This is a genomic window from Aedoeadaptatus ivorii, assembly GCF_030815095.1.
Classification (GTDB): domain Bacteria; phylum Bacillota; class Clostridia; order Tissierellales; family Peptoniphilaceae; genus Aedoeadaptatus; species Aedoeadaptatus ivorii.
The window spans coordinates 74,258-96,743 of sequence record NZ_JAUSWF010000005.1; the positions used below are offsets into that span (position 1 = coordinate 74,258).

A 22,486-nucleotide genomic window follows, 5' to 3' on the forward strand; every position below is an offset into this window, starting at 1 on the left:
CCCGAAATTCGCTACACTCTATATAAAGTGAGGCGAAATTATGATCGGAATTATTGTATGTATCATTATCATCATTATGTGGTTTTTATAGGAGGCAATATGCGCGCCATCGGCTATCATATTTCGGCGTCTCGGGGACTTGTCCGCGCCATGGAGGAGGCGACGTCCTTCGGGGCGAGCGCCATGCAGTGTTTTACGAGAAACCCCCGAGGTTCGCGGGCAAAGGCGTTGGATCTCGACGACATTCGCCGCTTTGAGGCGGTGCGAAAGGGATTCGGCCCGCTCTTTCTGCACGGCGCCTATACCATGAATCTCGCGTCGAAAGACGAGGGGGTGCGCGCCCGCAGCGAGGCGCTTTTGGCCGATGACCTGGCACGGCTTCAGGCCTACCCCGCCGATACGATCTACGTCTTTCACCCCGGCGCCCATACCGGCGACGGCATAGAGACGGGGATCCTCCGCATCGTGCGCGCCCTGGATCGCCTGCGCGAGGACTTCGGCGCGGGGACGATTTGTCTGGAGACCATGAGCGGAAAGGGAAGCGAGGTGGGCGGCCGACTGGAGGAGATCGCCGCCATACTCTCGGCCGTGGGCGATCCGCATCTGCACGTGGTCTTGGACAGCTGCCACCTATACAGCGCGGGCTACGACCTCGCCCGACCCGAAGCGGTGGCGGCGGCGATCGAAGAGACGGTGGGACTTTCGCGGGTGCGCGGCATCCACTTAAACGATTCGCTTACGCCCTTGGCTTCGAAAAAGGACCGCCACGCCCCCATCGGCGCGGGGCATATAGGGACGGAGGTCTTGGCGCGCTTTGTCGGCTATGAGGCATTTTCGCATCTGCCCATCGTCCTCGAGACGCCGGGCGAAGGCGCAGACCACGCCAAAGAGATTCGAGCGCTCCGACGCGCTTTGGGCGAAGGGTAAGGGAAAGGAATCGACCCTTTCGGCATAGAAATAGGGGAAAACGGGTACAGACTATGCTATAGCGAGAATTGCGCGCGGCGCACTGTGCGCACGCGATTTGCCGAAGAAAGGGGGGCCCCGATGAAATTTCAAGGACGTAGGGGAAGTTCCAATATTAACGATATGCGCGGCGGCGGAGGCGGCGGTCGCTTCCCCGTGGGCGGTCTGGGCATCGGGGGGATTCTGATCCTCTTGCTCCTGCGCCTGTTGGGCGGCGGGGGATTCGACGTGAATCCCGGCACAGAGACGACAAGCCCGCCGGCGCAGACGCGCCAACAGGCGAGCACCGAGGATACGCTCTATGAATTCGCCTCGGTGGTCCTCGCCGACACCGAAGACATTTGGACCGAGCAGTTTCAGGAGCACGGGCAGGAGTACCATCCGCCGCAGATGAATATATTTACCGGCGCGGTACAGAGCGGTTGCGGCTACGCCTCGGCGCAGACCGGTCCCTTTTACTGTCCCGCCGACCAATCGGTGTATCTGGATCTGTCCTTTTACGACGACCTGACCCGTAAGCTCGGCGCCCGGGGCGACTACGCCTTTGCCTATGTCATCGCCCACGAGGTGGGCCACCACGTGCAGCGGGAATTGGGCGTGATGAGTCAGGTGCAGAACATTCAGCAGCGTGTCTCGAAAGAAGACGCCAATCGCTGGAGCGTGGCGCTGGAACTCCAGGCGGACTATCTCGCCGGGGTGGTGGCGCGGCACCAACAAGAGGCGGGCTATTTGGACCCGGGCGACATCGAAGAGGCGATCTCCGCCACCATTGCCGTCGGCGACGATACCCTGCAGAAACGGGCGCAGGGCTATGTGGTGCCCGACTCCTTTACCCACGGCACCGCCGAACAGCGCACCGAGTGGTATAAGCGGGGATGGAATGCGGGGGATCTCTCCGACTGGAACACATTCTCCGCCCTGGGCCTGCAGTAAATTCGATCCTATACACGCATACCGAACGAGAGTGAGGAGGACCCTATGAAGAAATTGCTACCCCTATTGGCGCTGAGCGCCCTGCTCGTCGCCTGCGGTCCCCGGGCCGCCACGGAAGGGGCAGATTCCCCAAACGCGCCGACCGGCGCCGAAAAAGAGACGGGAAGGCAATCGGAAGGCTTTAACCCCTCCGATGCGGAAAAGTCTTTGATGGATGTAGCCGAGACCTTCCTCAGCGAATTTCCCCAGGGGCAGATCACCGAGATCGAGTACGAAGCCGATACCGGTCGTTTTGTCGTAGAGGGCGTGATGGGCGAAAAAGAGGTATCGATCGAAATGCCCGCCACCGGAACCAAGATCGTCTCCAAGGAAAAGGGACGCGAGGGGGATGCGGCCGAAGCGCCCGTCCTCGACGTGGGGCCCCTCGCCGAGTGGAAAGAAGCCGTCGAGCGCGCCCAAGAGGAGCGGCCCGAGGCGTCTTTCGAGGGCTTTGAATTGCATCGGGAAGGCGAAAAGACCGTCTACGAGATGGAATTCGAGGAAGCGGACGATCTCAAGATGGACGCCGAAAGCCTGGCGATCCTATCCGATTCCTAAATACTCTTTCGACCGGCCGAAGCGCCGGTTTTTTTGTTGCATTTCTACACAAAAAAATCCGCCCGCAGGCGGATGCGATAGGATTATGGGACAAAGGACATCAGCAGTTTCAGCGCAATGCCGATGGCCGCCCCCAGGCCGATCAGCCGGATCAGATCGGCCTTTTTGTAGTAGAGGATGCCGCCGATCACAAAGGTGACGAGGGCCACCGGCTCCAAGCCGCCGCCTTCGGGGAAAAAGGCGTTTTTCGACATCTGGAGCGCCGCGATAATGATCAATCCCACAATGCCCGGCTTAATGCCCCGCAGCAGCATATCCATGAGCTTAAAGTGCCGCTTCTTCGTAAAGAGAAAATAGCCCAGCACCGTCATCAGCAGCGTTTGTGGTGTTACCGCTCCCAGGGTTGCCACCACCGAACCCGCCGGCCCCGCCACCTGGGCGCCCACAAAGGTGGCGGAGTTGATGGCGATGGGCCCCGGCGTCATTTGGCTGATGGTGATGAGGTCGGTAAATTGGGTCATGGTGATCCAACCCTCCTGCTCCACGATATACTGCTGAATCAGCGGGAGGGTGGCGTAACCGCCGCCGAAGGAAAAGGCGCCGATCTTTAGGAATTGGACATAGAGTTTCAGTAAGAGCACGGGCACCTCCTAGATCTCGAGTTTCATATCCCCGTCTTGGATCCACCCCTTTTTGTAGAGGAGGCGGTAGAAGAGATAGCTCAGCACAGCGGGCAGAAGAATATGCACCAACACCACCGCCGCCAAAAGAGGCAGGGTTTCCATGCGGCCTTGCATCGCCTGGAATGTGGCGATCTGCCCCACCAGGCCGCTGGTGCCCATGCCGCTGCCTAGCGGCGTGTTTTCCAGCCGAAAGACCACCGTGGAAAGGGGAGAGGTCAACGCGCCCGCGAGGGTCGGAGGAATCCAAATGCGGGGATTTTTTACGATATTCGGCATCTGTAGCATACTGGTACCCAGGCCCTGGGCGAAGAAGCCGTCAAAGCCGTTGTCCCGAAACGAGATCACCGCAAAGCCGATCATTTGGGCGGAGCAACCCACCGTCGCCGCGCCGCCGGCGAGGCCCGCCAACGAGAGCATAATGCAGATCGCGGCGCTGGAGATGGGAAGGGTGAGCGCGATGCCGACAATGGTCGAGACCAAAATCCCCATCAAGAGCGGCTGCTGGGCGGTGGCGGCCATAATGAGTTCGCCCACCGTCTCCATAAACCATTGAATCGAAGGGCCCACCGCCTTCGCCACCAATAGGCCCGTAAGTACCGTCACCGCCGGGGTGAGCAAGATGTCGACCTTGGTCTCTTTGCTGATCAGCTTGCCGCATTCCGCGCAGACGATGGCGGCGAGATAGACCGCCACGGGACCGCCGATCTCGTAGCTGCCCGCGCCCACCACCGCCGATGCGAACAGCACCAAAGGCGGCGCATCCAGCGCGTAGGCGATGGAGATGGCGATGGCGGGGCCGGTGGCCTGCTGCGCCACGGGCCATAGAAAGTCCGTCAAAAAGGGAATGCCGAGGCGTGTGCCGATGGTGTTCAATATGGTGCCGATCAACAGGGTGGCAAACAGCCCGTAGGCCATGGCGCCCAGGGCGTCGATGCCGTAGGTGCGCAGATTCGGGTGCACCTTTTTTCTCTCTAAAAAGTCATTCATCGCGATTCCTTTCCCGAGACGATTCGTATTTCGTCAAGAAAATGCCGGCAAAGCCCATCATCAAAATGACGAGCGCCGTATTTACATCGGTGAAAAGCCCCAACCCCAAGGCCAGGGCGATCATCCCGCAGGAAAAGAGGCGATCGGTCTCGAGCGCCTTCTTTCCCAAATTCCAGGTGGTCAACAAGAGCACGGCGGAAATTACGCCGCTGATCCCCACCAGGGCGGCGTTTACATAAAAATTCGAGCGAAAGCGGGCGTAAGCCATATTGATCGTGAGGATAATCACCAGACAGGGCGTTACGCTCGCCAACAGACAGACAAAAGCGCCCGCCGCACCGCGCAGCCGATACCCCGTAAGGAGCGAGGTGGAAATCGCCATGGCGCCGGGGCCCGACTGGGCGAGGGCGACCAGATCGAGCATCTCGTCGTCGGGGATCAGCTTTTGCTTTTCGACGAACTCGTCCCGTATAATGGGGACGATGGTATAGCCGCCGCCGAATGTAAAGGTATTGATCTTCAAAAAAGTGAGAAATAATTTCACGAGGGAAACTTTTCGTTCCATGTTTTTCCTCCCGCTTCATAGTATACTGTAAGGAGAAATCGGCTTCAAGCAGAGGAAAAGAGAGGGATGCGATGGATATTTCTATCATCGGGCTCGGCAATATGGGCCGGGCGTTTTACGATCTGTTTCACGGGGCGGGACACAATCTGTATGTGGGTTGTCCCCACCAAAAGGACATAGAGAGCTATCAGAGTCGGGACAATGCCGAAGCGGCGGCGCGGGGCGAGATCGTCTTTCTCGGCGTAAAGCCCCCGATGATCCCCGCAGTGGTGGCGGAGATTCTTCCCGCCACAGAAGATGCCGTCCTCGTCTCGATGGCGGCGGGGGTTTCCCTGGCGCGCCTTTCGGAAATGGCGCCCGGGCGAAAGATCATCCGCATTCTCCCCAATACGCCCATCGCCGTGGGGGCGGGGGTCGTCGCCTATACGCCGGGCTATGCGATGGACGCAGAAGAAGCGGCGGAATTTGAAGCGCTCCTCGCACCGGCGGGGAAGGTGATTCATACCACCGAAGACGATCTGGACATCGTATCGGCCCTCGCGGGTTCCATGCCCGCCTTTGTCGCCGCCATGATTGAGGCCTTTTCCGACGGCGCGGTGGCCTGCGGCATGAAGCGGAACGCCGCCTACGAGATCGCCCGCACCGCCGTGGCCGGCAGCTGTACCCTGATGGACAAAAGCGGCCTGCACCCCGGCGCCATCAAAGACGCGGTCACTTCGCCCGGCGGCACCACCCTCGAGGGGCTTTTGTTTTTGGAGTCCCGGGGGATGCGCTATACCCTGGCCGAGGCAATCCGAAAAACCGTCGATAAAAATAAAAATTTGGGGTAAATACCGACTAATGTCCCGTGGAGGACTTCGAATGTTTCTGCATAGTTTCTGAATAGAAAGGCATAGGAGGATAGTATGTCGAAAGTAGCGGTTATCGTCGGAGAAGAATTCGAAGAAGCGGAAGTCGTCGTCGTATCGGACTATTTGGTCCGCGCCGGCATCGAGGTGCAACTGCTCGCGGTAGGCGAGTCCATGAAGATCGAAGGGGCCCACGGCCTGCGCATCCAATGCGATAAGCTGTTGTGGGAGGCGAAGCCGAAGAAATTCGACGCCGTCTATCTGCCCGGCGGCCCGGGGGTCGAGGCCCTTAAAGAAGACGAGGACGTCGAAAAGTTCGTTAAAAAAGCCAAGGACCACGACGCGCTAATCGCCGCGCTCTGTGCGGCACCGGCGCTTTTGGATCGCTACGGTATGGTCGAAGACGAGGGCTTTGTCATCTACCCCGGCATGGAAAAAGACCTCTCGAAAAAGCCGAAAGCGGCCGCGGAAATCGTCGTAGAAGGCGACATCATCACCGGGCCCGGGCCGGCCTTTGCCCAGGAGATGGCCTTTGCCATTATTCGGGCATTGGACGAGAAAAAAGTGGAAGACGTAAAAAAGGATACACTCTACGACAAGGTCGTGGCGTACAGAAAAGAAGCGGAGTAAACCGCGGGGAAAGTGAGGGCGCATGAATCGGGAAAATGTAGATCTGACAAAAGGTATAATTTGGAAGAGACTGTTATCCTTTACAATGCCGCTCTTGCTGTCCGCACTGCTGCAGCAGCTGTATAACACGGTGGACCTGTTGATCGTCGGCCGATTTGCCGGCGAGATCGACATGGCGGCCATCGGGGCGGCGGGGCCCATCGCGGTCCTCGTCATCGCGCTGTTTATCGGGCTTTCCACCGGGGCGTCGGTGCTGGTCGCCCAGTACTACGGCGCCAAAGACCACCACGCCCTTTCCCGCATCGTCGAGACCAACTACGCCATCGCCGTATTCGGCGGCCTGGTGCTGACGGTGCTTACGGTGTGGCTGACGCCGCAGTTTTTGCGGTGGATCTCCACCCCCCAAAACATTATGGCCCCGGCCGTAGCCTATATGCGGATCCTATTTATGGGGCTCATGCCCGTCATGGTCTACAATATGGGTTCGGCGATCTTAAGGAGCGTCGGCGACAGCGTGCGCCCCTTTAACTTCCTCGCCGTATCGGCGGGGGCGAACATCGCCTTGGACCTCCTCTTCGTCGGCGTATTTCACATGGGCGCCGTGGGGGCGGGGATCGCGACGGCACTCGCCCAGTCGATCTCGGGGGTGTTGGTTACCATCAGTCTCTTGGAAACCACCGACATCTACCGTTTGCGCATCAAGCGCATCCGCTTTCACAAAGACGCACTGATGCGCACCTTTTCCATAGGGCTGCCGGCGAGCATATCGGCGGGGCTGATCTCCCTTTCCAATGTCATCATCCAATCGGAAATCAACGTCTTCGGCGCCGATGCCATCGCCGGCGTCGCCGCCAGCGGACGGATCGACGGGTTTTTGTTTACCTCGCTCGAAGCCTTTGCCCTGGCGATGACGACCTTTGTGGGGCAAAACATCGGCGCGCGCAAATCTGAGCGGTTGAAGCGCGGCATACAGACCGCCATGGCGCTCTGCCTCGCCTTTGTGGCGGGGATCTCGATCCTCTTGTTCCTGTTCCGCGAGCCCTTGATGGCGATCTTTAACGGCGATCCCAAGGTCATCGACTACGGGGCCGAGATGATCCGCATCCTCGCCCCCGCCTATATCCTCTTCGGCGCCACCGAAGTCTTTTCGGGCGCCGTGCGGGGAAGCGGCGCGGCGATTCCCATTATGATCATCACCCTGATCGGCATGTTTATCGTGCGGATCGGCTGGATCCTACTCGCCATGCCGATCTTTCAAAATATCGAGGTCATCTATTACAGCTATCCCATCAGCTGGATCTTTACCTTTCTCCTCACCCTTTGGTACTACTATCGGGGCGCCTGGCGAAAGGATTTGCCCTCGGATTTGCAGCAAGAATCGCAATAAAAAAAGCCTCCCGCGGGAGGCTTTTTTGTCGCACCAATGGATATTTCGACCATAACCAGAATTTTACACCGTTTCTACGGCCATTTGAAATGCGGCTGTTAGGATAAGAATATACCACAGGAGGTGTATAGAATGGTAAAATTCGGGGAATACGTTCCGCTTTTGGGGGCGGATCATATGCTCTATTTGGGCGGCTTCTTTCTCGTGTTGTTTTTGATGGTCTATTATCGCGACGCGATTCGCCAAAACCGGCGCCGGGCGGATTTGGTGCTCGCTGCGGTGATCGTGTTTCAGCAGACGGTGCTCTATACGTCCTATGCGGTCTTTTTCGACTTCACCCTGGGCGAGGCGCTGCCGCTGCATATCTGCCGCTTGGCGAGCCTGATGATCCTCGCATGGATCGCCACCGAAAACCGCACCTGTTATGTGCTCGCGGCGGTCTACGGGCTCTTCGCCTTTTTGAGTTTCGTCTACCCGTCTCGGGTCTACGGCGTGGTGCACCCCATCGGCTGGAGCTTTTTCTTGAGCCACGCGGTGAATCTCCTCTTTCCGCTCTATGCCTATATCGCAGGCGGCGAGACGCTGAAAAAGGAGGACATCGCCTTTGCCTATAAAGTCTTTTTGGGCTATTTTGTCTTCGTGTACTTCTTAAATCCGCTGATCGACGGCAACTACTTCTATCTGCGCTACAAGCCGGTGGTGGGCGATATGAGCGATCTGATCTACGTGCCGGCGGTGCTCATTTTGTGCCGCCTGCTGTTCGAATTCGGCAGCCGCTTGTATATGCACCTCTTAGAGCGCCTTACAGAACTTCCCCGAGCCTCCGGGCGATTCGGCGATAGGACGGCGCGTCTATTTGAATCCGTCCTCCGCTTCGGGAAATAAAGCCCTCCCGTTCCAGCGCGCCGAGGTGGCGGTACAGGCTCCTAAGCGAAAGGCCCGTCAGATCCGCGAGATCCGCGCGGGTAAAGGGAAAGGTGAAGGGAAAGGGCGGCTCGGCGGCGCGGTAAAAGGTGTATAGGAGGAGATCCTCCGGCGAAAGGTTCTTCTCCGACGCCCGCCGCTCCATCTCCTGCACGTGGAGCGCGGCGAGGTAGCGCAGCAAGAGCGCGAGCACCGCCGGGTCCCGAAACACGGCATCGCGCGCGTCGACGGCGTAGTATCGCCCGGCGGTAAGCGCCCGCACGCCCGATAGGATCTCGGTCTTTGCCAGGCTTTCGATCAGCCCCAGGCATTGGGGCGCGGCGAGAATGCTCTGTAACAGGCGCCTTCCGTCGCGGTCGTAGCGCGAGATTTCTACCGTGCCCTCTGCCACAACTAAAATCGAGGACGCGCGGCTTTCGGGAAAGAGCAAAATCTCTCCCTCTTCGAATACCGTGGCGGCGCGATCGCTGAGCGCGTCAAATAATGCAGAAAAATCCATATTCTCCTCCCTAAAGGTGCCAAATGGCATCTTTTTTTCTTCGAGAAGAGTATACACTGAAGTTAATAGGAAGTCTATGAGAATACAGGAGGGACGACATATGGAACGATTCAAGACCGTAGATAGCATCGTCGAGGCGGTGCGTAACGTACAACAAGACGACGCCCAAACCTACGAACAACAGACCTACCGATTGGCGAAGATCGCCGAAAACGTCGTGGATTACCCCGTGGCGGAAGACGACGCCTTCTACGCCCTGTACGAGAGCGGCCAGATCTGCGATCTCGACGAGGGCCATGCCCCCTATGCGCCCCGCTATATCTTGCCCGACTATGAAAAATACTTACGGGAGGGGAGCGCCTTTTTGCGCATCGATCCGCCCGAAACGCTCTTGGATGCCACCACCGCGCTATTGGTGCTCTACCACCACGTGCCGAGCATCACTCGATTCCCGGTCTATATCGGCGCATTGGATGCGCTCCTCGAGCCCTTTGTCAAAGATACGGATCCCGACACGGCGCGTTCGATCCTCAAAAACTTTTTGCTCCAGATCGACCGCACCGTCACCGACTCCTTTTGCCACGCCAATATCGGCCCCGAGGAGACCGAGACCGGCCGCATGATTATCGACTTGGTGGGCGAACTGCAAAACCCCACCCCGAACCTCACCTTCCTCTATGACGAGGCGGTGACCCCCGATGCCTTTGCCGAACGCGCCGTGGCGGCGAGCTTGGTCTGCGCCAACCCGGCCTTCGCCAACGACGCCTACTATAAGAAGGACTTCGGCGATGTGGACTACGGCATCGCGTCCTGCTATAACGCGCTTCCCAAACACGGCGGCGCCTTTACCCTAAGCCGCCTGCGGCTCAACAAGATCGCCGAAGCGGCGGGTTCCACCGAAACATTTTTCGAAAAGACCCTGCCCTTCGCCATCGACACCATGCTCCGCTTTATGGAGGCGAAGATCACCTATTTGGTGGAGGAAACGGCCTTTTTCCGCGCCAACTTTATGGTCAAAGAAGACCTGATCGACGTCGACAACTTCGTCGGCCTCTTCGGCATTGTGGGCTTGCACGAATGCGTGCAGACTCTCTTGGGCTATGACGAGATTCCGGGCACCTTCGGCACCGACGAGGCGGCCGATGCCATGGGAATTCGCGTTATGGACTATGTAGAGGAACGGGTCGGCGCCTTTACCTCCCGCTACTCGCCGGTGTGGAACCACAAGTTTATGCTCCACGCCCAAGTAGGCGCCGCGGGGGACCTGGGCACCACTGCCGCCCACCGCATTCAGATCGGCAAAGAACCCGATCTCTATACCCACCTGCGCCAGGCCGCCAAGTTCCAGAAATACTTCCCCTCCGGCGTGGGCGATCACTATCCCTTCGATTCCACCGCCAAGAAAAATCCCGGCGCGGTGCTCGACATCTTTAAGGGCGCCTTCCGCCTGGGGAACCGCTATGTGAGCGCCTACAACGAAGACGGCGACTTGATTCGCGTCACCGGATACCTCGTCAAAAAGAGCGATGTCGAGGCCTTCCGCCGGGGCGAAGCGGTGCATTACGACACCGTGCAGTTCGCGCTGGATCCCCTGACCGAATACGGCGTGAACAAGCGGCAGGTCGAGGGCGTATAATGCTCGTCGTCAATCGACTCATTCCCATGAGCGTCGTCGACGGCCCCGGCAACCGCTTTGCGATCTTCCTCCAGGGCTGTAACTTCAACTGCCAGTATTGCCACAATCCCGAGACCATCGGCCGCTGCGTGCAATGCGGCCACTGCGTGGACCTCTGCCCCGCCGGCGCCCTTTCCCGCACCGAGGCGGGGCGCGTGGCTTGGGACGAGAGCCTGTGCATCGACTGCGACCGCTGCGTCGCCGCCTGCCCCCACGGCGCATCGCCCAAGCTGAAGTATATGGAGACCGAGGCGCTACTGAAAGAAATCGACGACGCCCGCCCCTTTATACAGGGCATCACCGTAAGCGGCGGGGAATGTACCCTACAGGCCGAGGCCCTGATTCCCCTCTTCGAAGGGGTGCACGCGCGGGGCCTGACGGCGCTGTTGGACTCCAACGGCGGCATCGACTTTTCCCGCGGGACGATACAAAAATTGATCGAGATCTCCGACGGCGTTATGCTCGACATCAAGGCATGGGATGCGGCGGAACATGTGGCCCTTACCGGCCGGGACAACGCCGTGGTGAAGGCGAACCTCGCCTATCTCGCATCCATCGACAAACTCCTCGAAGTGCGGCTCGTGCTCTTAGAGGGGCGCGACCACGAAAAGACCATTCGCGGCATCGCCGACATCCTGGGCGAAAAAATCCAAAACGTCGCCATCAAACTCATCGACTACCGGCCCTTCGGCGTGCGGGCAAACAATGCCGCGCATCTCGCCGGCGTAGGGCGCAAAGAAAAAGAGCAACTGATCCACTGCGCCGAGGACTTGGGTTTTCGCGCGGTCATCGATATATAACAAAGGTGGATTTTCGGATCCGCCTTTTTGTGTGCTGTTTTTAGGAAAGTAGACTTCCGCTTTCAAAATGTTCACCGACTCCGTTATTTTCGCGTTGTACTCGATTTGTAACCGAAAAAATAAAAGTATGAACCTATTGTCATTTGCAAAATTTGCACGGGGGGGTATACTCCCTATAGGGGAAGGTGCTAAAGGACAAAAGCTGCAAAGATAAAGATCTCTTGCCGGTACATACTGTGAAGCATAGGTTTTTATCCGCGCGCCGACGTTTAGATACGGCCATTCCTCGACAATAGATACTGTGTTTGCGGCGAGGACCGCAGAAAAGAAAGGAGAGGCCTATGAAAAAATTGGCAGTATTGGCACTGGCATTGGTCCTGTTGCCCCAGGCGGCCTTTGCGGATGCCCGCCCGGTTTCGGTGTATATGAACGGCATCAACATCACCGAAGGAACGGAGCCCCTGAAGCCCATACTTCGAGACGATCGCAACTACTTGCCCCTACGCGCGGTAGCGGAAGACATGGGTATGAAGGTCGATTGGAATGCAGAAAAACGCGTGGTCACGGTGGGCGAAAAGGAGCGCGGCATCACCATGACCATCGGAAAGAAGACCTATACCAAGGCGGGAAAGGCCGTACAAATGGACGTGGCGCCCTTTATCGAGGCCGACCGCACCTATGTGCCCATGCGCTTTGTAGCTGAAGGCATGGACATTCCCGTCGATTGGGACAAAGAACAACGCATGGCCGTGGTCGGCAGCTACGCCAAAAAAACCGATTTCGACGAAGCCGATCGCGTACAAGCCGAGGGCTATTCGTATATTCTGCCCAAGGCATGGCGGGATCGCATCGTCGTTACGAAAATGGGCAACGATTTGGTCTTTTACGATAAGGTGAATTCCACAGACGGTTTCGGCCGCATCGGGCAGATGCAAGTGGAAAAAGACCCCGTACAGATCCCCGTCCCCACCATTCTGCTCGGAAAGGCGGAGGGCGGATATCGGGTATTTACCTTTGCCAGCGACGTACAGGTCAAAGACATCGAAGACAAAACTTTGACGGAATCCTACGCGACCGCCCGGGCCGACGTACAGGAACTGTTAAAAACCTACAGAGCCGAGTAATTGATAAGAATATACACAGTCCACAGGGAGCCCGCAGAAAGCGGGCTCCTTTTTGTGTGGGAAAATGACAAAAAGAGAAAATTTGCAAAAAAAACTAATATGATATATATGGTGTTGAACGCGTGGGGACAATGGCAAAGGTCTGTCGAAGTTCTTTCCGCAACTGCCGCAAAGGGCGGCAGAATGCCCTTCTCTGTGATAGGATAGAGGCGAGCAATGGCAGTAGGAGACAGGAGGAAGTATGAAAATCGTCTATAAAGACCCCGTCCGGGCGAGCCGACTGTATGTGGGGATTGTGACCGCAGTGTATCTCGTGTTCCTCGGCGCCTTTAGCGCAAAGGGGATGGGATACGGGGCAAGTCTTTCAGATTCGTTTTTCGATGCGGCAAGAAAGCTATTTTATATTGCCGCGTTTTGTGCCGTGATCGGCTGGGCGCTGATCCCCAAGACGCCGGCGGTTTGGGCGCTGATTGCGATCCCTGTGGCGTTTCACATCGGCGTCGGGATTCTGTTTCTCGTGCGGGGAGAGGGAAATATTCTGATCGCCCTTCCCGAATACGTCAATCGACTGGTGGCGGAACCGTTTCAAATGATCGAGGCATTCGCGGCCTATCGCGGGCCGATTGGCGACGCTACATTGGGACTCTTCCCGTAAGGAGGGCATATGAAAATCGTATATAAAGACCCGGCGGCGGCACAAAAGCGCTTTATCCGCATTGCGTGGATCAGCTATATAGTGGTGGTCCTGCTTTTTACCTTGCGTGGAATGTCGGTCGGGCAGAATGTAACAACGGCCATCGACGGCGGTCTGTATTCTTTGATTCCCCTCTCGGGATTTTTTGCGCTGATCGGCTTGTTCTTTATCCCCAAGAGTCCTTGGGTATGGGTGAACATCGCCATTCCCCTTGCCTTGAATCTATTTTCTATGGTTCTCTTGATGGGGTTTCTGGACGGACACGGGTATTTTGGTATGTTCGGCCAGTACTTGGGCTATATGGTGGCTGCGCCGTTGTTCCTATTGCGCAGTTTGGTATATTTTAAGCAGTATGGGTAATCCGCCGCACGGTATGCAGCACTCTGATAAAGAGTGCTTTTTTATTGGGATTGTTGACTTCGTTTTCCCCCTTGGTATAGACTGAAACAAAATCGAAAGAAGCGGCGCAGAGCGCCCCAAGGAGGCAGTGGCGAACTATGAAAGTGATTACCGTGGCAGAGGCCGCACAATGTATAGAAGATGGAGACGCGCTGGCGGTGTCGGGCTTTTTGCTCGCCACCACCCCCAGCGAGATTTTGCGCGCGGTGGGCGCGCGCTACGAGCGGGAGGGCGCGCCCAAGGGCATGACGCTTTTGCAGGCGGCGGGGACGGGAAACAACGGCGACGAGGGGATCTACGAGATCTCTCGCCCCGGGATGATTCGCCGCTATATCACCGGGCACTTCGCCAACAACCGCAGGCTCGAGGCGCAGGCCATGGCGGAGGAGATCGAGGCGTATAATTTTCCCCAGGGCGTGCTGTCCAAAATGTATCGAAATCTGGCGGCGGGAAAGGACGGGGAGCTCACCAAGGTGGGGCTGATGACCTTTTGCGATCCCCGTTACGGCGGCGGCAAGGTAAACGCCCGCACCACCGAGGGCCTGGTGGAATGCGTCACCCTCGGGGGTGAGGAGTACCTATATTACAAGGCGCAGAAGATCGACGTGGCGCTGATCCGCGGCACCACCGCCGACGAAGACGGCAATATTAGCTTTGAAGAGGAATCGGGGATTGTCGATGCCCGGGAGATCGCCATGGCGACGAAGGCCTGCGGCGGCAAGGTGATCGTGCAGGTAAAGTATCTCGCCGATGCGGCTTCGGTGGCGCGAAACGAGGTGCTGATCCCGGGGATCTTCGTAGACTATGTGGTGGTCGCTGAGACCCCCGAGCGCACGCATCGCCAGACGGTGGCGGCCTATTACGACCCGGCCATCGCCGGACACCGCCGGGTGTCGGTCAAAAAAGCGGCGCCGTATCCGCTCAATGCCCGAAAGGCGATCGCCCGGCGCGCCGCGATGGAACTCTCCCGCGGCGACGTGGTGAATTTGGGCAAAGGCATCCCCGAGGTGGTGGGCCTGGTGGCCGAGGAAGAGGGGATCGGCGACGATATCGTGCTCACCTTGGAAAGCGGCATTCTCGGCGGCATCCCTCTGGGCGGCGCCCACTTCGGCTCGGCGGTCAACGCCATGGCGGCGCTCCCCATGAGCCAGATGTTCGATTTTTACAACGGCGGCGGCCTGGACTGTGCGTTTTTGGGCTTTGCCCAGGTGGACGGCGCGGCGAATATCAATGTCAGCCACTTCGGCGATCGGATCGCCGGCTGCGGCGGCTTTATCGACATCTCCCAGTCGACGCAAAACATCTATTTCGTCGGCACCCTGACCGCCGGGGGCCTCGTAGAGCGGGTAGAAGGGGGAAAGCTCGTTATCGAGCGCGAGGGACGGGCGAAGAAGTTCCTCTCTTCCATTGATAAGATTACTTACAGCGGCGAATACGGGCAGAAGCACGGGCAGAACATCACCTTTATCACCGACCGCTGCGTCATGCGGCCCGCGAAGGGGGAGATGGTGATCACCGAGATCGCCCCGGGCGTCGATCCCGCGCGGGATATTTTGGCGCAGATGGAATGTGCGGCGCGGATCGCCGAAGATTGCATCGAGATGGACCCCCGGATCTTTCGGGCGGGCCCCATGGGCATTGTAGATGCGCTTTAATACAAAAAACCGAGGCAGAGCCTCGGTTCTTTTTATAGGGCGTGTTCTTTTTTGTAGCGCTTCCAGCGGCGGGAAAGAGCGCGGTCGTCGATCTTTCCCGTGCCGCCCGCCGGCAGTGCGTCGTGAAAGAGGATGTATTTGGGGATTTTGTAGCGCACCAGATGTTCGCCGATAAAGTCGCGGATCTCGTCTTCGGTCTGCTTTTCGTCCCGCTCCTCGTTTAAGGAGATATGCAGACAGATTTCCTCGCCCATATACTCGTCGCGCACGGCCAAGGCGCGGGCCTGTTCGATATAGGGCAGGTCTTTGACGACGTTTTGGATCTCGATGGCCGATATATTTTCTCCGCCGCGGATGATGATGTCCTTGCTCCGGCCCGATACATAGAGATTGCCGTCGCGGTCCAACAAGCCCACATCGCCGGTGCAGAGCCAGTCGCGTTCGGTGTAGCGGCGCTCGCCGTTGATATAGCCCTTCATGACATTGCGGCCCCGCACTTGTATATGGCCGGGGTGATTGGGCGGTACGGGGTTGCCGTCTTCGTCGAAGATCGCCACCTCGCAGCCGGGAATCGGCGCGCCGACGCTGGTGGCATATAGGGTGGGGGAATCACCCGGGCGGTTCATGGTGACTGCCGGGGAGGTCTCGGTCTGGCCGTAGGACTGGATTAAGGATTCGAAGCCGAAGCGGATCTTAATCTCCCGGTACTCCTTGGCCGTAAGGGGGGCGCCGGCGATAATGCCGCTCCGCAGGGTAGAGAGGTCGTATTCGGATACGTCGTTGTGGCGCATCATGACGATAAAAAGCGTCGGCACGCCGTTAAAGATCGTCACCTTGTCGCGGCCGATGGACTGCAGAATATGCGAGGACTGAAAGGGCTCCACGATGGTGAGTTCCGCCCCCAACATAAAGGCGCAGAGGGTCGTCGCCGTCAGCCCGAAGCAGTGAAAGAGCGGCACCGTCAGGAGGAAGATATCGTCTTTGCACCAGCCGGCGACATCGGCCGTGGTGGTGCAGTTGTGGAGCAGATTGTCGTGGGTGAGCTGCACGCCCTTGGGGATGCCGGTGGTGCCGGAGGTGAGGAGGATACAGGCCACATCCTTTGTATCGTCCTTGCGCGTAAGCTGCAGCAGGGGGGAGTATTGGCCGCCGCGGTCCATAGGAAGAAGCACATAGTCCCGTTGTAGAGCGTGGAGGCCGCGGATGCGCGCCGTCACATTTTGAAATTCGTTATATAGGATGACTTTGGCGCCGACGATCTCCATAATCTGACCCAGCTCCCGGGGGGTAAAGGAGGGGTTTACGGGCACGGGGACCGCGCCCAACAGCTGGAGGCCGAAGAACGAAAAGAGCCAATCGGCGGAATTTTTGCCCATAAGGACCACCGCTTCCCCTTCTACGATGCCGGAGGTGGCAAAGTAAGAGGCGAAGGAGGCCGACTTTCGGTAGAGTTCTTCGTATGTATAGGTGACGCCCTTATATTTTAAGGCGCGGCGTTCTTGAAATCGCGTGTTCCAATCTTCCAGCGCGGCGCCGATGGTCGTATATGTCATGAAAATCCCCCAAATGAAATCGTTCTACCCCCAGCAAAAGCCGTTAGGATACTTGTATACAAGTATTACATTACTATAAATTAAAAATTTGGCAAGGGGTTTCGAAAAATTTTTGACGGGGATTCGGAAAAAATATTTGCCCCGAAGGACAGAAAAACGGGGCAAAAAAGGAAAACTATTTCCGAAATCGTTAAAAAAGAGCCGAATATTCGGAAATTTGTGAAACTCCATACAAACGCTATATATAGGCGATAGCAGCGGGTATTCTATTTCGAGAGAAATTTGACGAAGGGATTGTTAAATTTTACAGAATCTTCTTGCAATTGTTTTTTCTTAATAGTAGACTAGTACACAAGAAGGAGAAGTCTATGCTTACAAAGATAAACTCAGAGACCCTGTATAGGGAACTGCTCCGACGGATTATCGATCTGGAACTCTATCCGGGAATGCGCATCAGCGAAAACGCTGTCAGCGAGGAATTCGACGTATCCCGATCGGTGGTCCGGAACGCTTTTGCCCGTCTCGCCCAGTCCAAACTCTTAAAGGTGTACCCCCAGCGGGGGACGTATGTAAATCTCGTAGACTTGAACTACATACGCAAGGCGCTGTTGATCCGCGTCTCGGTGGAAAAAGAGATGTTACGCCGCTTTATGAGACAGGCCGACAAGGAAGAGACCCTCAAAAAGATGGAAAGAAACCTCGAGGAGCAGAGGAAGTATTACGACGAGAAGAGGTATATCGACAAGTTCAGGCTGCTGGACGAAGAATTTCACAATCTGATTATCGCGAGCCAAGGCTCTGAGGATATACTTTATTTAATGGATACGCACCTCCTTCACATTGCTCGCTGGAGAAATATCTACGTTCGAAGCGGGGTTTATCTCGCGATTCTCGTGGACCAACACACGCGGATTTTGGAAGCCATATGGGAAGACGACCTGGACAAGGCGTTGGAGGCGACCGAGATCCACATCGACACGGTGCACGATATGGTCGTGATCGATCCGGATTTTGCGGATTATTTTCAGTAGCCCTGTCGTCGCTCTCGTCGGTTACAGCAGTATTTCCCTGGGGAAAACGAAATCCCGCAGGCAAGGAAAGGATGGATACGATGGAAAACAGAAAGAAGCCCTTAGAGGGCGTAAAAGTTGTCGAGCTGGCGACCTTTATCGCCGCCGCCACCACCGGCCGCTTTTTAGCAGACCTCGGTGCAGACGTCATTAAGATCGAAAGCGCAAAGGGCGATCCCCTTCGCTACACGGCGCCTTCCGAAGGCAGACCCCTGGATATGTACGAAAACACCACCTGGGAATTGGAAAACGCCAACAAGAGATGTCTCTCCATCAACACCCGCGACGAAAGAGGAAAAGAAGCCCTTTTTAAGCTATTGGAAGATGCAGACATCCTGATCACCAACTGGCGCGTGGGCGCGCTCCAAAGAGCCGGCCTCGACTATGAAACCCTGAAGAAGAAGTTCCCGAAATTGGTCTACGGCATTATCACCGGCTACGGCGAATTCGGTCCCGACAAGGATCTCCCCGGATTCGACTTCACCTCTTTCTTTGCAAGAGGGGGCTATTTGGAAACCCTGCGTCAAAAAGACGACGTGCCCTTTAACGTCGTACCGGGCGTCGGCGACCACAATGTCGGCATGAACCTCGCCTGCGGTCTTTTGGCGGCATTGTATCACGCAAAGATGACCGGCGAAGGCGAAAAGGTAGAAACCAGCCTCTTCGAAACGGCGATCTTCAACATGGGCATGATGGTGCAAGCCGCCCAATACCCCGATTACGGCAGCACCTACCCCATCAACGTACGGGAATCCAACAACCCCTTCCTCGCCTGCTGGAAGAGCAAGGACGGCCGTTATGTGCAAACCTGTATGCCCGACTACAACACCTATTTTGAACGTTTTATGACAGCGCTGGGCCTCACCCAATACCTAAACGACGACCGTTACTTCCCCGTAACGAATCTGCAAGAAAACAAATTGGGTCCCGATCTCTATGACGCCATTATGGAACGCTTCGGCACCAAGACTTTGGACGAATGGAACGAAATCCTCGTAGAAGCCGACATTCCCTTTGCGTTGGCAAAGAACTGGGAAGAAATCCTCGAAGACGAACAGGCTTGGGCCAACAACTGCTTCTACAAGATGGACTACCCCAACGGCGAACGCATCCTCGTCAACCAACCGGTACGCTACCACGAAATGGGCGCCACCGAATACAACAAGGGCCCCTTGATCGGCGAACACAGTGTGGAAGTCCTCAAGGAACTGGGATATTCCGACGAAGAAATCCAAAACATGCTCGACGAAAAAGTCGCCTATGTTTGGGATAAATAAGCTGTCGCTCAGGAAATAGTAAGGACGGGAATGTGGACATCTTAACCATGGGAATCGATATCGGTTCCACCTCTTCGAAATGCGTCGTGCTGAAGAACGGAACGGATATCGTCGCAAAAGAAATCGTAAATTTGGGCGCGGGCACCAAGGGCGTCAAGCAGGTGCTCGAAAAGATCGCCGCCGAAACGGGCCTCGACCGGGACGACATCGACGTGCTCGTCGCCACCGGTTACGGACGAAATTCCTTCGAGGACGCGGACAAGACCATGAGCGAATTGAGCTGCCATGCGCGCGGCGGCGCCTTCTTGTTCGGCGAAGTCAACACCATCGTCGACATCGGCGGCCAAGACATCAAGGCGCTTTCGCTCAGAAACGGAATGCTCCAAAACTTTCTGATGAACGATAAGTGTGCGGCGGGAACCGGTCGGTTCCTGGAGGTGATGGCCCGGGTATTGGACGTAGAGATCGACGAATTGGGAGAACTGGATGCGCAGGCGACCGAAAAAGCCTCCATCAGCTCCACCTGTACCGTGTTCGCCGAATCTGAAGTGATCTCCGCCTTGGCCAAAAACATCCCCATTCCCAATGTCGTTCGCGGAATTCACGCTTCCGTGGCGACGCGGGTGGCGGGTCTCGCCCGCCGGGTGGGTCTGAAGGAGCCCGTCGCCATGACCGGCGGGGTCTCCAAAAACCCCGGCATCGTCCGCGCGCTGGAAGAAGAATTAAAATGCGACGTAAAAGTTTCAAAGGATTCGCAATTGGCAGGTGCCTTAGGCGCCGCACTCTACGCCTTTGACGAGTATGAAAAGAAAAGGAAGGATTGAGTATGTCGAAAGAATCGCTAAAAGAGAGAGAAGCGCAAATTAAAGAAGAATTTGCCGACTTGCCCGCAGCGAAAATGCTGGGCAAAATCGTAGGAAAGAGCTACAAGGATGCCTTCGAAGCCAAAGAAGCCGGAGAACCGGTGGGCTGGTGTGCATCCAACTTCCCCCAAGAAATCCTGGAAACCTTGGACATCAAGGTCGTGTTCCCGGAAAACCAAGCGGCCGCTATTTCTGCCAAGGGCGGCGGGGAAAGAATGTGCAATATCGCTGAAGACAGCGGATATTCCAACGACATCTGTGCGTATGCGAGAATCTCTTTGGCCTATATGGACGTAAAGGATGCGCCCGAGATGAATATGCCCCAACCGGATTTCGTCGCATGCTGCAACAATATCTGTAACTGTATGATCAAATGGTACGAAAACATCGCTCGTGAACTGGACATTCCCTTTATCATGATCGATGTACCCTACAACAACGAGTACGAAGCCGAAGAAGACCGCGTCGCCTACTTAAAAGGACAATTCGATCACGCCATCAAACAACTCGAAGAGATCTCCGGTAAGAAATGGGACGACGAAAAGTTCCAAGAAGTTATGGACATTTCCCAAAGAACCGGCCGTGCATGGCTCGACGCCACCGGATACGCCAAGTATACGCCCTCTCCCTTTAGCGGATTCGACGTATTTAACCACATGGCGGTTGCCGTATGTGCACGCGGTAAGTTGGAATCGGCCATCGCCTTTGAAAAACTCGCCGAAGAATTTGCCGAAAACGTCAAGACCGGAAAGTCTACCTTTAAGGGCGAAGAAAAATACCGCATTATCTTCGAAGGTATCGCATGCTGGCCGCACCTCCGTCACACCTTCAAGGGTCTGAAGGACAACGGCGTCAACGTAGTCGGTACCGTATATGCGGACGCCTTTGGATACATTTACGGCAACACCAACGAACTCATGCAGGCATACTGCGGAACCCCGAACGCGATCAGCTACGAACGTTCCCTCGATATGCGTCTGAAACTCGCGAAAGAAAACAATGTAGACGGCATGCTCGTCCACATCAACCGCTCCTGCAAACAGTGGAGTGCGATTATGTACGAAATCGAACGCGAGTTCAGAGAAAAGACCGGCATCCCCACCGCATCCTTTGACGGCGACCAAGCCGACCCGAGAAACTTCTCGGAAGCCCAATATGATACACGCGTGCAAGGCCTCATCGAAGTGATGGAAGCCAACAAGCAAAAGGAATCTAAGGAGGCGTAAGGATGACAGCGAAAGAACTGATTCAAGAATTAGATATCGACGTACTCGGTCGCATCGATCAATACGTCAACGAAGGCAAGAAGGTAATCGGCGTTTCCGGACCCTTTGCACCGGAAGAGCTGGTATACGCATCGGGCATGATTCCCGTAGGCATTTGGGGACAAGAAGGCGAAGTCGTAGGCGCTAAGGAATACTTCCCTGCATTCTACGCTTCGATTATTCTCCGCACCTTGGATTTGGGTCTCGAAAAGAAGCTGGACAAACTCTCCGGCATGGTGATCACCAACCTGAGTGACGGTCTGAAGGGCTTCAGCCAAAACTGGAAGCGCGCCGTCGACGTGCCCCTGCTCTACATCCCCTATGGACAAAACCGTAAGATCGAAGCGGGACTGGACTACAACGAAAAACAATATATAAAACTGAAAGAACAGTTGGAAGAGATCTCCGGCAACAAGATCGAAGACGACAAGATTGAAGAAGCCATCGCCCTCTACAACGAACACAGAAAGGCCATGCGCGAATTCAACGATCTCGCCGCCAAGCACTTGAACACCGTAACCCCGATTCTCAGAAACCGCGTGTTCTCCAGCGCCTATGTCTATGACGTAAAAGAACACCTTGAAAAGGTCAAGGCCATCAACGAAGCCCTCGCGGCCATGCCCGAAGAAGAATTTAAGGGCAAGAAGGTCGTCACCACCGGTATCCTCGCCAACTCCGAAGACATCCTCAAGATCTTCGAAGAATACGGATTCGGCATCGTAGACGACAACATCTGCCACGAATCGTTGCAATACGAAACCCCGATCGACGAAAAGACCGGCAATCCCGTGCGCGCCCTCGCCAAGGAATTCTCCGACATCGAAGGCAATCTCTTTATCTTCGACGAAAAGAAATTGCGCGGACCGATCCTCGCAGAAAAGGTCAAGGAAAAAGGTGCCGACGGCGTCGTCTACTTGCTCACCAAGTTCAGCGATACCGACGAATTCGACTATCCCATCATCCGCAAGGACCTGGAAAAAGAAAATATCCCCTTGATCAAGATCGAAGTGGACCAACAAATGGTTAGCTTCGAACAAGCCAAGACCGCACTGCAAACTTTTGCGGACATGATCTAAGCTATACGGAAGATAC

Annotated in this window: 23 protein-coding genes; 18 read left to right on the top strand and 5 right to left on the bottom strand. The window is 56.3% G+C overall.

What is annotated here, in order from left to right:
- Positions 1–99 precede the first annotated feature (99 nt).
- From QO008_RS04665 to QO008_RS04675, 3 genes are all read left to right on the top strand, one after another.
- A complete protein-coding gene (locus QO008_RS04665) occupies positions 100–927 on the top strand; it encodes a deoxyribonuclease IV (RefSeq protein ID WP_307384776.1) in 828 nt (275 codons plus the stop codon).
- 120 nt (positions 928–1,047) lie between these two features.
- Positions 1,048–1,899 (top strand): KPN_02809 family neutral zinc metallopeptidase, encoded by an 852-nt coding sequence (ypfJ, locus tag QO008_RS04670; RefSeq protein WP_126464543.1) that lies wholly within the window; start codon positions 1,048–1,050, stop codon positions 1,897–1,899.
- Positions 1,900–1,944: 45 nt separating this feature from the next.
- Positions 1,945–2,496 carry a PepSY domain-containing protein gene (locus tag QO008_RS04675; RefSeq protein ID WP_307384778.1) on the top strand — a complete coding sequence of 184 codons (552 nt, stop codon included), beginning with the start codon at positions 1,945–1,947 and terminating at the stop codon, positions 2,494–2,496.
- Between the two features lie 83 nt (positions 2,497–2,579).
- On the opposite strand, the gene QO008_RS04680 is transcribed toward QO008_RS04675, so the two are convergent.
- From QO008_RS04680 to QO008_RS04690, 3 genes are read right to left on the bottom strand one after another with little or no spacing between them, the layout of a single operon-like run.
- Complete coding sequence (locus QO008_RS04680) at positions 2,580–3,137, bottom strand: chromate transporter (protein WP_307384780.1); 558 nt, start codon at positions 3,135–3,137, stop codon at positions 2,580–2,582.
- Positions 3,138–3,146: 9 nt separating this feature from the next.
- Positions 3,147–4,166 carry a PTS transporter subunit IIC gene (locus QO008_RS04685; protein WP_307384782.1) on the bottom strand — a complete coding sequence of 340 codons (1,020 nt, stop codon included), beginning with the start codon at positions 4,164–4,166 and terminating at the stop codon, positions 3,147–3,149.
- The gene (locus QO008_RS04690) at positions 4,159–4,731 is read right to left on the bottom strand and encodes a chromate transporter (protein ID WP_126464547.1); all 573 of its coding nucleotides are present in this window, start codon (positions 4,729–4,731) and stop codon (positions 4,159–4,161) included. Before QO008_RS04690 ends, QO008_RS04685 begins: the two co-directional genes overlap by 8 nt.
- A gap of 71 nt (positions 4,732–4,802) precedes the next feature.
- On the opposite strand from QO008_RS04690, the gene proC reads away from it, so the two are divergent.
- From proC to QO008_RS04710, 4 genes are all read left to right on the top strand, one after another.
- Complete coding sequence (gene proC, locus QO008_RS04695; protein ID WP_126464548.1) at positions 4,803–5,561, top strand: pyrroline-5-carboxylate reductase; 759 nt, start codon at positions 4,803–4,805, stop codon at positions 5,559–5,561.
- A 75-nt stretch (positions 5,562–5,636) separates the two neighbouring features.
- Positions 5,637–6,209, top strand: coding sequence for a DJ-1/PfpI family protein (locus tag QO008_RS04700; RefSeq protein ID WP_126464549.1), 573 nt, complete (start codon positions 5,637–5,639; stop codon positions 6,207–6,209).
- Between the two features lie 22 nt (positions 6,210–6,231).
- The gene (locus tag QO008_RS04705; RefSeq protein WP_307384787.1) at positions 6,232–7,596 is read left to right on the top strand and encodes an MATE family efflux transporter; all 1,365 of its coding nucleotides are present in this window, start codon (positions 6,232–6,234) and stop codon (positions 7,594–7,596) included.
- A gap of 132 nt (positions 7,597–7,728) precedes the next feature.
- Positions 7,729–8,481: a YwaF family protein gene (locus tag QO008_RS04710; protein ID WP_126464551.1), complete on the top strand. Its 753-nt coding sequence runs from the start codon at positions 7,729–7,731 to the stop codon at positions 8,479–8,481.
- On the opposite strand, the gene QO008_RS04715 is transcribed toward QO008_RS04710, so the two are convergent.
- Positions 8,399–9,019, bottom strand: a complete 621-nt coding sequence (locus tag QO008_RS04715) for a Crp/Fnr family transcriptional regulator (protein WP_164715152.1) — start codon at positions 9,017–9,019, stop codon at positions 8,399–8,401. The two genes, QO008_RS04710 and QO008_RS04715, sit on opposite strands and share 83 nt — an antisense overlap.
- Before the next feature lie 100 nt (positions 9,020–9,119).
- Between QO008_RS04715 and QO008_RS04720 the strand changes: the two genes are divergently transcribed.
- The 6 genes from QO008_RS04720 to QO008_RS04745 all read left to right on the top strand — a co-directional run bounded on the left by QO008_RS04720 (position 9,120) and on the right by QO008_RS04745 (position 15,366).
- A complete protein-coding gene (locus tag QO008_RS04720) occupies positions 9,120–10,655 on the top strand; it encodes a YjjI family glycine radical enzyme (protein WP_307384791.1) in 1,536 nt (511 codons plus the stop codon).
- The gene (locus QO008_RS04725; RefSeq protein ID WP_307384794.1) at positions 10,655–11,494 is read left to right on the top strand and encodes a YjjW family glycine radical enzyme activase; all 840 of its coding nucleotides are present in this window, start codon (positions 10,655–10,657) and stop codon (positions 11,492–11,494) included. The genes QO008_RS04720 and QO008_RS04725 overlap by 1 nt, the downstream gene beginning before the upstream one ends.
- A gap of 341 nt (positions 11,495–11,835) precedes the next feature.
- Entirely contained in the window at positions 11,836–12,618 is a 783-nt protein-coding gene (locus QO008_RS04730) for a copper amine oxidase N-terminal domain-containing protein (protein WP_307384796.1), read from the top strand.
- Positions 12,619–12,859: 241 nt separating this feature from the next.
- Positions 12,860–13,273 carry a hypothetical protein gene (locus QO008_RS04735; RefSeq protein WP_307384798.1) on the top strand — a complete coding sequence of 138 codons (414 nt, stop codon included), beginning with the start codon at positions 12,860–12,862 and terminating at the stop codon, positions 13,271–13,273.
- A 9-nt stretch (positions 13,274–13,282) separates the two neighbouring features.
- Entirely contained in the window at positions 13,283–13,672 is a 390-nt protein-coding gene (locus tag QO008_RS04740; RefSeq protein WP_307384800.1) for a hypothetical protein, read from the top strand.
- 137 nt (positions 13,673–13,809) lie between these two features.
- The gene (locus QO008_RS04745; protein ID WP_307384802.1) at positions 13,810–15,366 is read left to right on the top strand and encodes an acyl CoA:acetate/3-ketoacid CoA transferase; all 1,557 of its coding nucleotides are present in this window, start codon (positions 13,810–13,812) and stop codon (positions 15,364–15,366) included.
- A 32-nt stretch (positions 15,367–15,398) separates the two neighbouring features.
- On the opposite strand, the gene QO008_RS04750 is transcribed toward QO008_RS04745, so the two are convergent.
- The gene (locus QO008_RS04750; protein WP_307384804.1) at positions 15,399–16,919 is read right to left on the bottom strand and encodes a class I adenylate-forming enzyme family protein; all 1,521 of its coding nucleotides are present in this window, start codon (positions 16,917–16,919) and stop codon (positions 15,399–15,401) included.
- 368 nt (positions 16,920–17,287) lie between these two features.
- Here QO008_RS04750 and QO008_RS04755 point away from each other — a divergent pair, with 368 nt between their 5' ends.
- The 5 genes from QO008_RS04755 (at position 17,288) to QO008_RS04775 (ending at position 22,470) form a co-directional block, all read left to right on the top strand.
- Positions 17,288–17,950, top strand: coding sequence for a GntR family transcriptional regulator (locus QO008_RS04755; RefSeq protein ID WP_126464560.1), 663 nt, complete (start codon positions 17,288–17,290; stop codon positions 17,948–17,950).
- 80 nt (positions 17,951–18,030) lie between these two features.
- Positions 18,031–19,266 (top strand): CaiB/BaiF CoA transferase family protein, encoded by a 1,236-nt coding sequence (locus QO008_RS04760; RefSeq protein WP_126464561.1) that lies wholly within the window; start codon positions 18,031–18,033, stop codon positions 19,264–19,266.
- Between the two features lie 32 nt (positions 19,267–19,298).
- Positions 19,299–20,090, top strand: coding sequence for an acyl-CoA dehydratase activase (locus QO008_RS04765; protein ID WP_269471178.1), 792 nt, complete (start codon positions 19,299–19,301; stop codon positions 20,088–20,090).
- A gap of 2 nt (positions 20,091–20,092) precedes the next feature.
- Positions 20,093–21,355: a 2-hydroxyacyl-CoA dehydratase subunit D gene (locus QO008_RS04770; protein ID WP_126464562.1), complete on the top strand. Its 1,263-nt coding sequence runs from the start codon at positions 20,093–20,095 to the stop codon at positions 21,353–21,355.
- 2 nt (positions 21,356–21,357) lie between these two features.
- Positions 21,358–22,470 (top strand): 2-hydroxyacyl-CoA dehydratase subunit D, encoded by a 1,113-nt coding sequence (locus QO008_RS04775; protein ID WP_307384810.1) that lies wholly within the window; start codon positions 21,358–21,360, stop codon positions 22,468–22,470.
- Positions 22,471–22,486: the final 16 nt, after the last annotated feature.

What these genes read in the sequence shown, in the direction of transcription:
- QO008_RS04665 (WP_307384776.1), top strand. Translation starts at nt 100, where the DNA reads ATGCGCGCCATCGGCTATCATATTTCGGCGTCTCGGGGACTTGTCCGC.
- QO008_RS04675 (WP_307384778.1), top strand. Translation starts at nt 1,945, where the DNA reads ATGAAGAAATTGCTACCCCTATTGGCGCTGAGCGCCCTGCTCGTCGCC.
- QO008_RS04745 (WP_307384802.1), top strand. Translation starts at nt 13,810, where the DNA reads ATGAAAGTGATTACCGTGGCAGAGGCCGCACAATGTATAGAAGATGGA.
- QO008_RS04690 (WP_126464547.1), bottom strand. Translation starts at nt 4,731, where the DNA reads ATGGAACGAAAAGTTTCCCTCGTGAAATTATTTCTCACTTTTTTGAAG.
- QO008_RS04710 (WP_126464551.1), top strand. Translation starts at nt 7,729, where the DNA reads ATGGTAAAATTCGGGGAATACGTTCCGCTTTTGGGGGCGGATCATATG.
- QO008_RS04705 (WP_307384787.1), top strand. Translation starts at nt 6,232, where the DNA reads ATGAATCGGGAAAATGTAGATCTGACAAAAGGTATAATTTGGAAGAGA.
- QO008_RS04750 (WP_307384804.1), bottom strand. Translation starts at nt 16,919, where the DNA reads ATGACATATACGACCATCGGCGCCGCGCTGGAAGATTGGAACACGCGA.
- QO008_RS04720 (WP_307384791.1), top strand. Translation starts at nt 9,120, where the DNA reads ATGGAACGATTCAAGACCGTAGATAGCATCGTCGAGGCGGTGCGTAAC.
- QO008_RS04685 (WP_307384782.1), bottom strand. Translation starts at nt 4,166, where the DNA reads ATGAATGACTTTTTAGAGAGAAAAAAGGTGCACCCGAATCTGCGCACC.
- QO008_RS04700 (WP_126464549.1), top strand. Translation starts at nt 5,637, where the DNA reads ATGTCGAAAGTAGCGGTTATCGTCGGAGAAGAATTCGAAGAAGCGGAA.
- QO008_RS04755 (WP_126464560.1), top strand. Translation starts at nt 17,288, where the DNA reads ATGCTTACAAAGATAAACTCAGAGACCCTGTATAGGGAACTGCTCCGA.
- QO008_RS04715 (WP_164715152.1), bottom strand. Translation starts at nt 9,019, where the DNA reads ATGGATTTTTCTGCATTATTTGACGCGCTCAGCGATCGCGCCGCCACG.
- QO008_RS04725 (WP_307384794.1), top strand. Translation starts at nt 10,655, where the DNA reads ATGCTCGTCGTCAATCGACTCATTCCCATGAGCGTCGTCGACGGCCCC.
- QO008_RS04770 (WP_126464562.1), top strand. Translation starts at nt 20,093, where the DNA reads ATGTCGAAAGAATCGCTAAAAGAGAGAGAAGCGCAAATTAAAGAAGAA.
- QO008_RS04740 (WP_307384800.1), top strand. Translation starts at nt 13,283, where the DNA reads ATGAAAATCGTATATAAAGACCCGGCGGCGGCACAAAAGCGCTTTATC.
- proC (WP_126464548.1), top strand. Translation starts at nt 4,803, where the DNA reads ATGGATATTTCTATCATCGGGCTCGGCAATATGGGCCGGGCGTTTTAC.
- QO008_RS04730 (WP_307384796.1), top strand. Translation starts at nt 11,836, where the DNA reads ATGAAAAAATTGGCAGTATTGGCACTGGCATTGGTCCTGTTGCCCCAG.
- QO008_RS04760 (WP_126464561.1), top strand. Translation starts at nt 18,031, where the DNA reads ATGGAAAACAGAAAGAAGCCCTTAGAGGGCGTAAAAGTTGTCGAGCTG.
- QO008_RS04775 (WP_307384810.1), top strand. Translation starts at nt 21,358, where the DNA reads ATGACAGCGAAAGAACTGATTCAAGAATTAGATATCGACGTACTCGGT.
- QO008_RS04735 (WP_307384798.1), top strand. Translation starts at nt 12,860, where the DNA reads ATGAAAATCGTCTATAAAGACCCCGTCCGGGCGAGCCGACTGTATGTG.
- ypfJ (WP_126464543.1), top strand. Translation starts at nt 1,048, where the DNA reads ATGAAATTTCAAGGACGTAGGGGAAGTTCCAATATTAACGATATGCGC.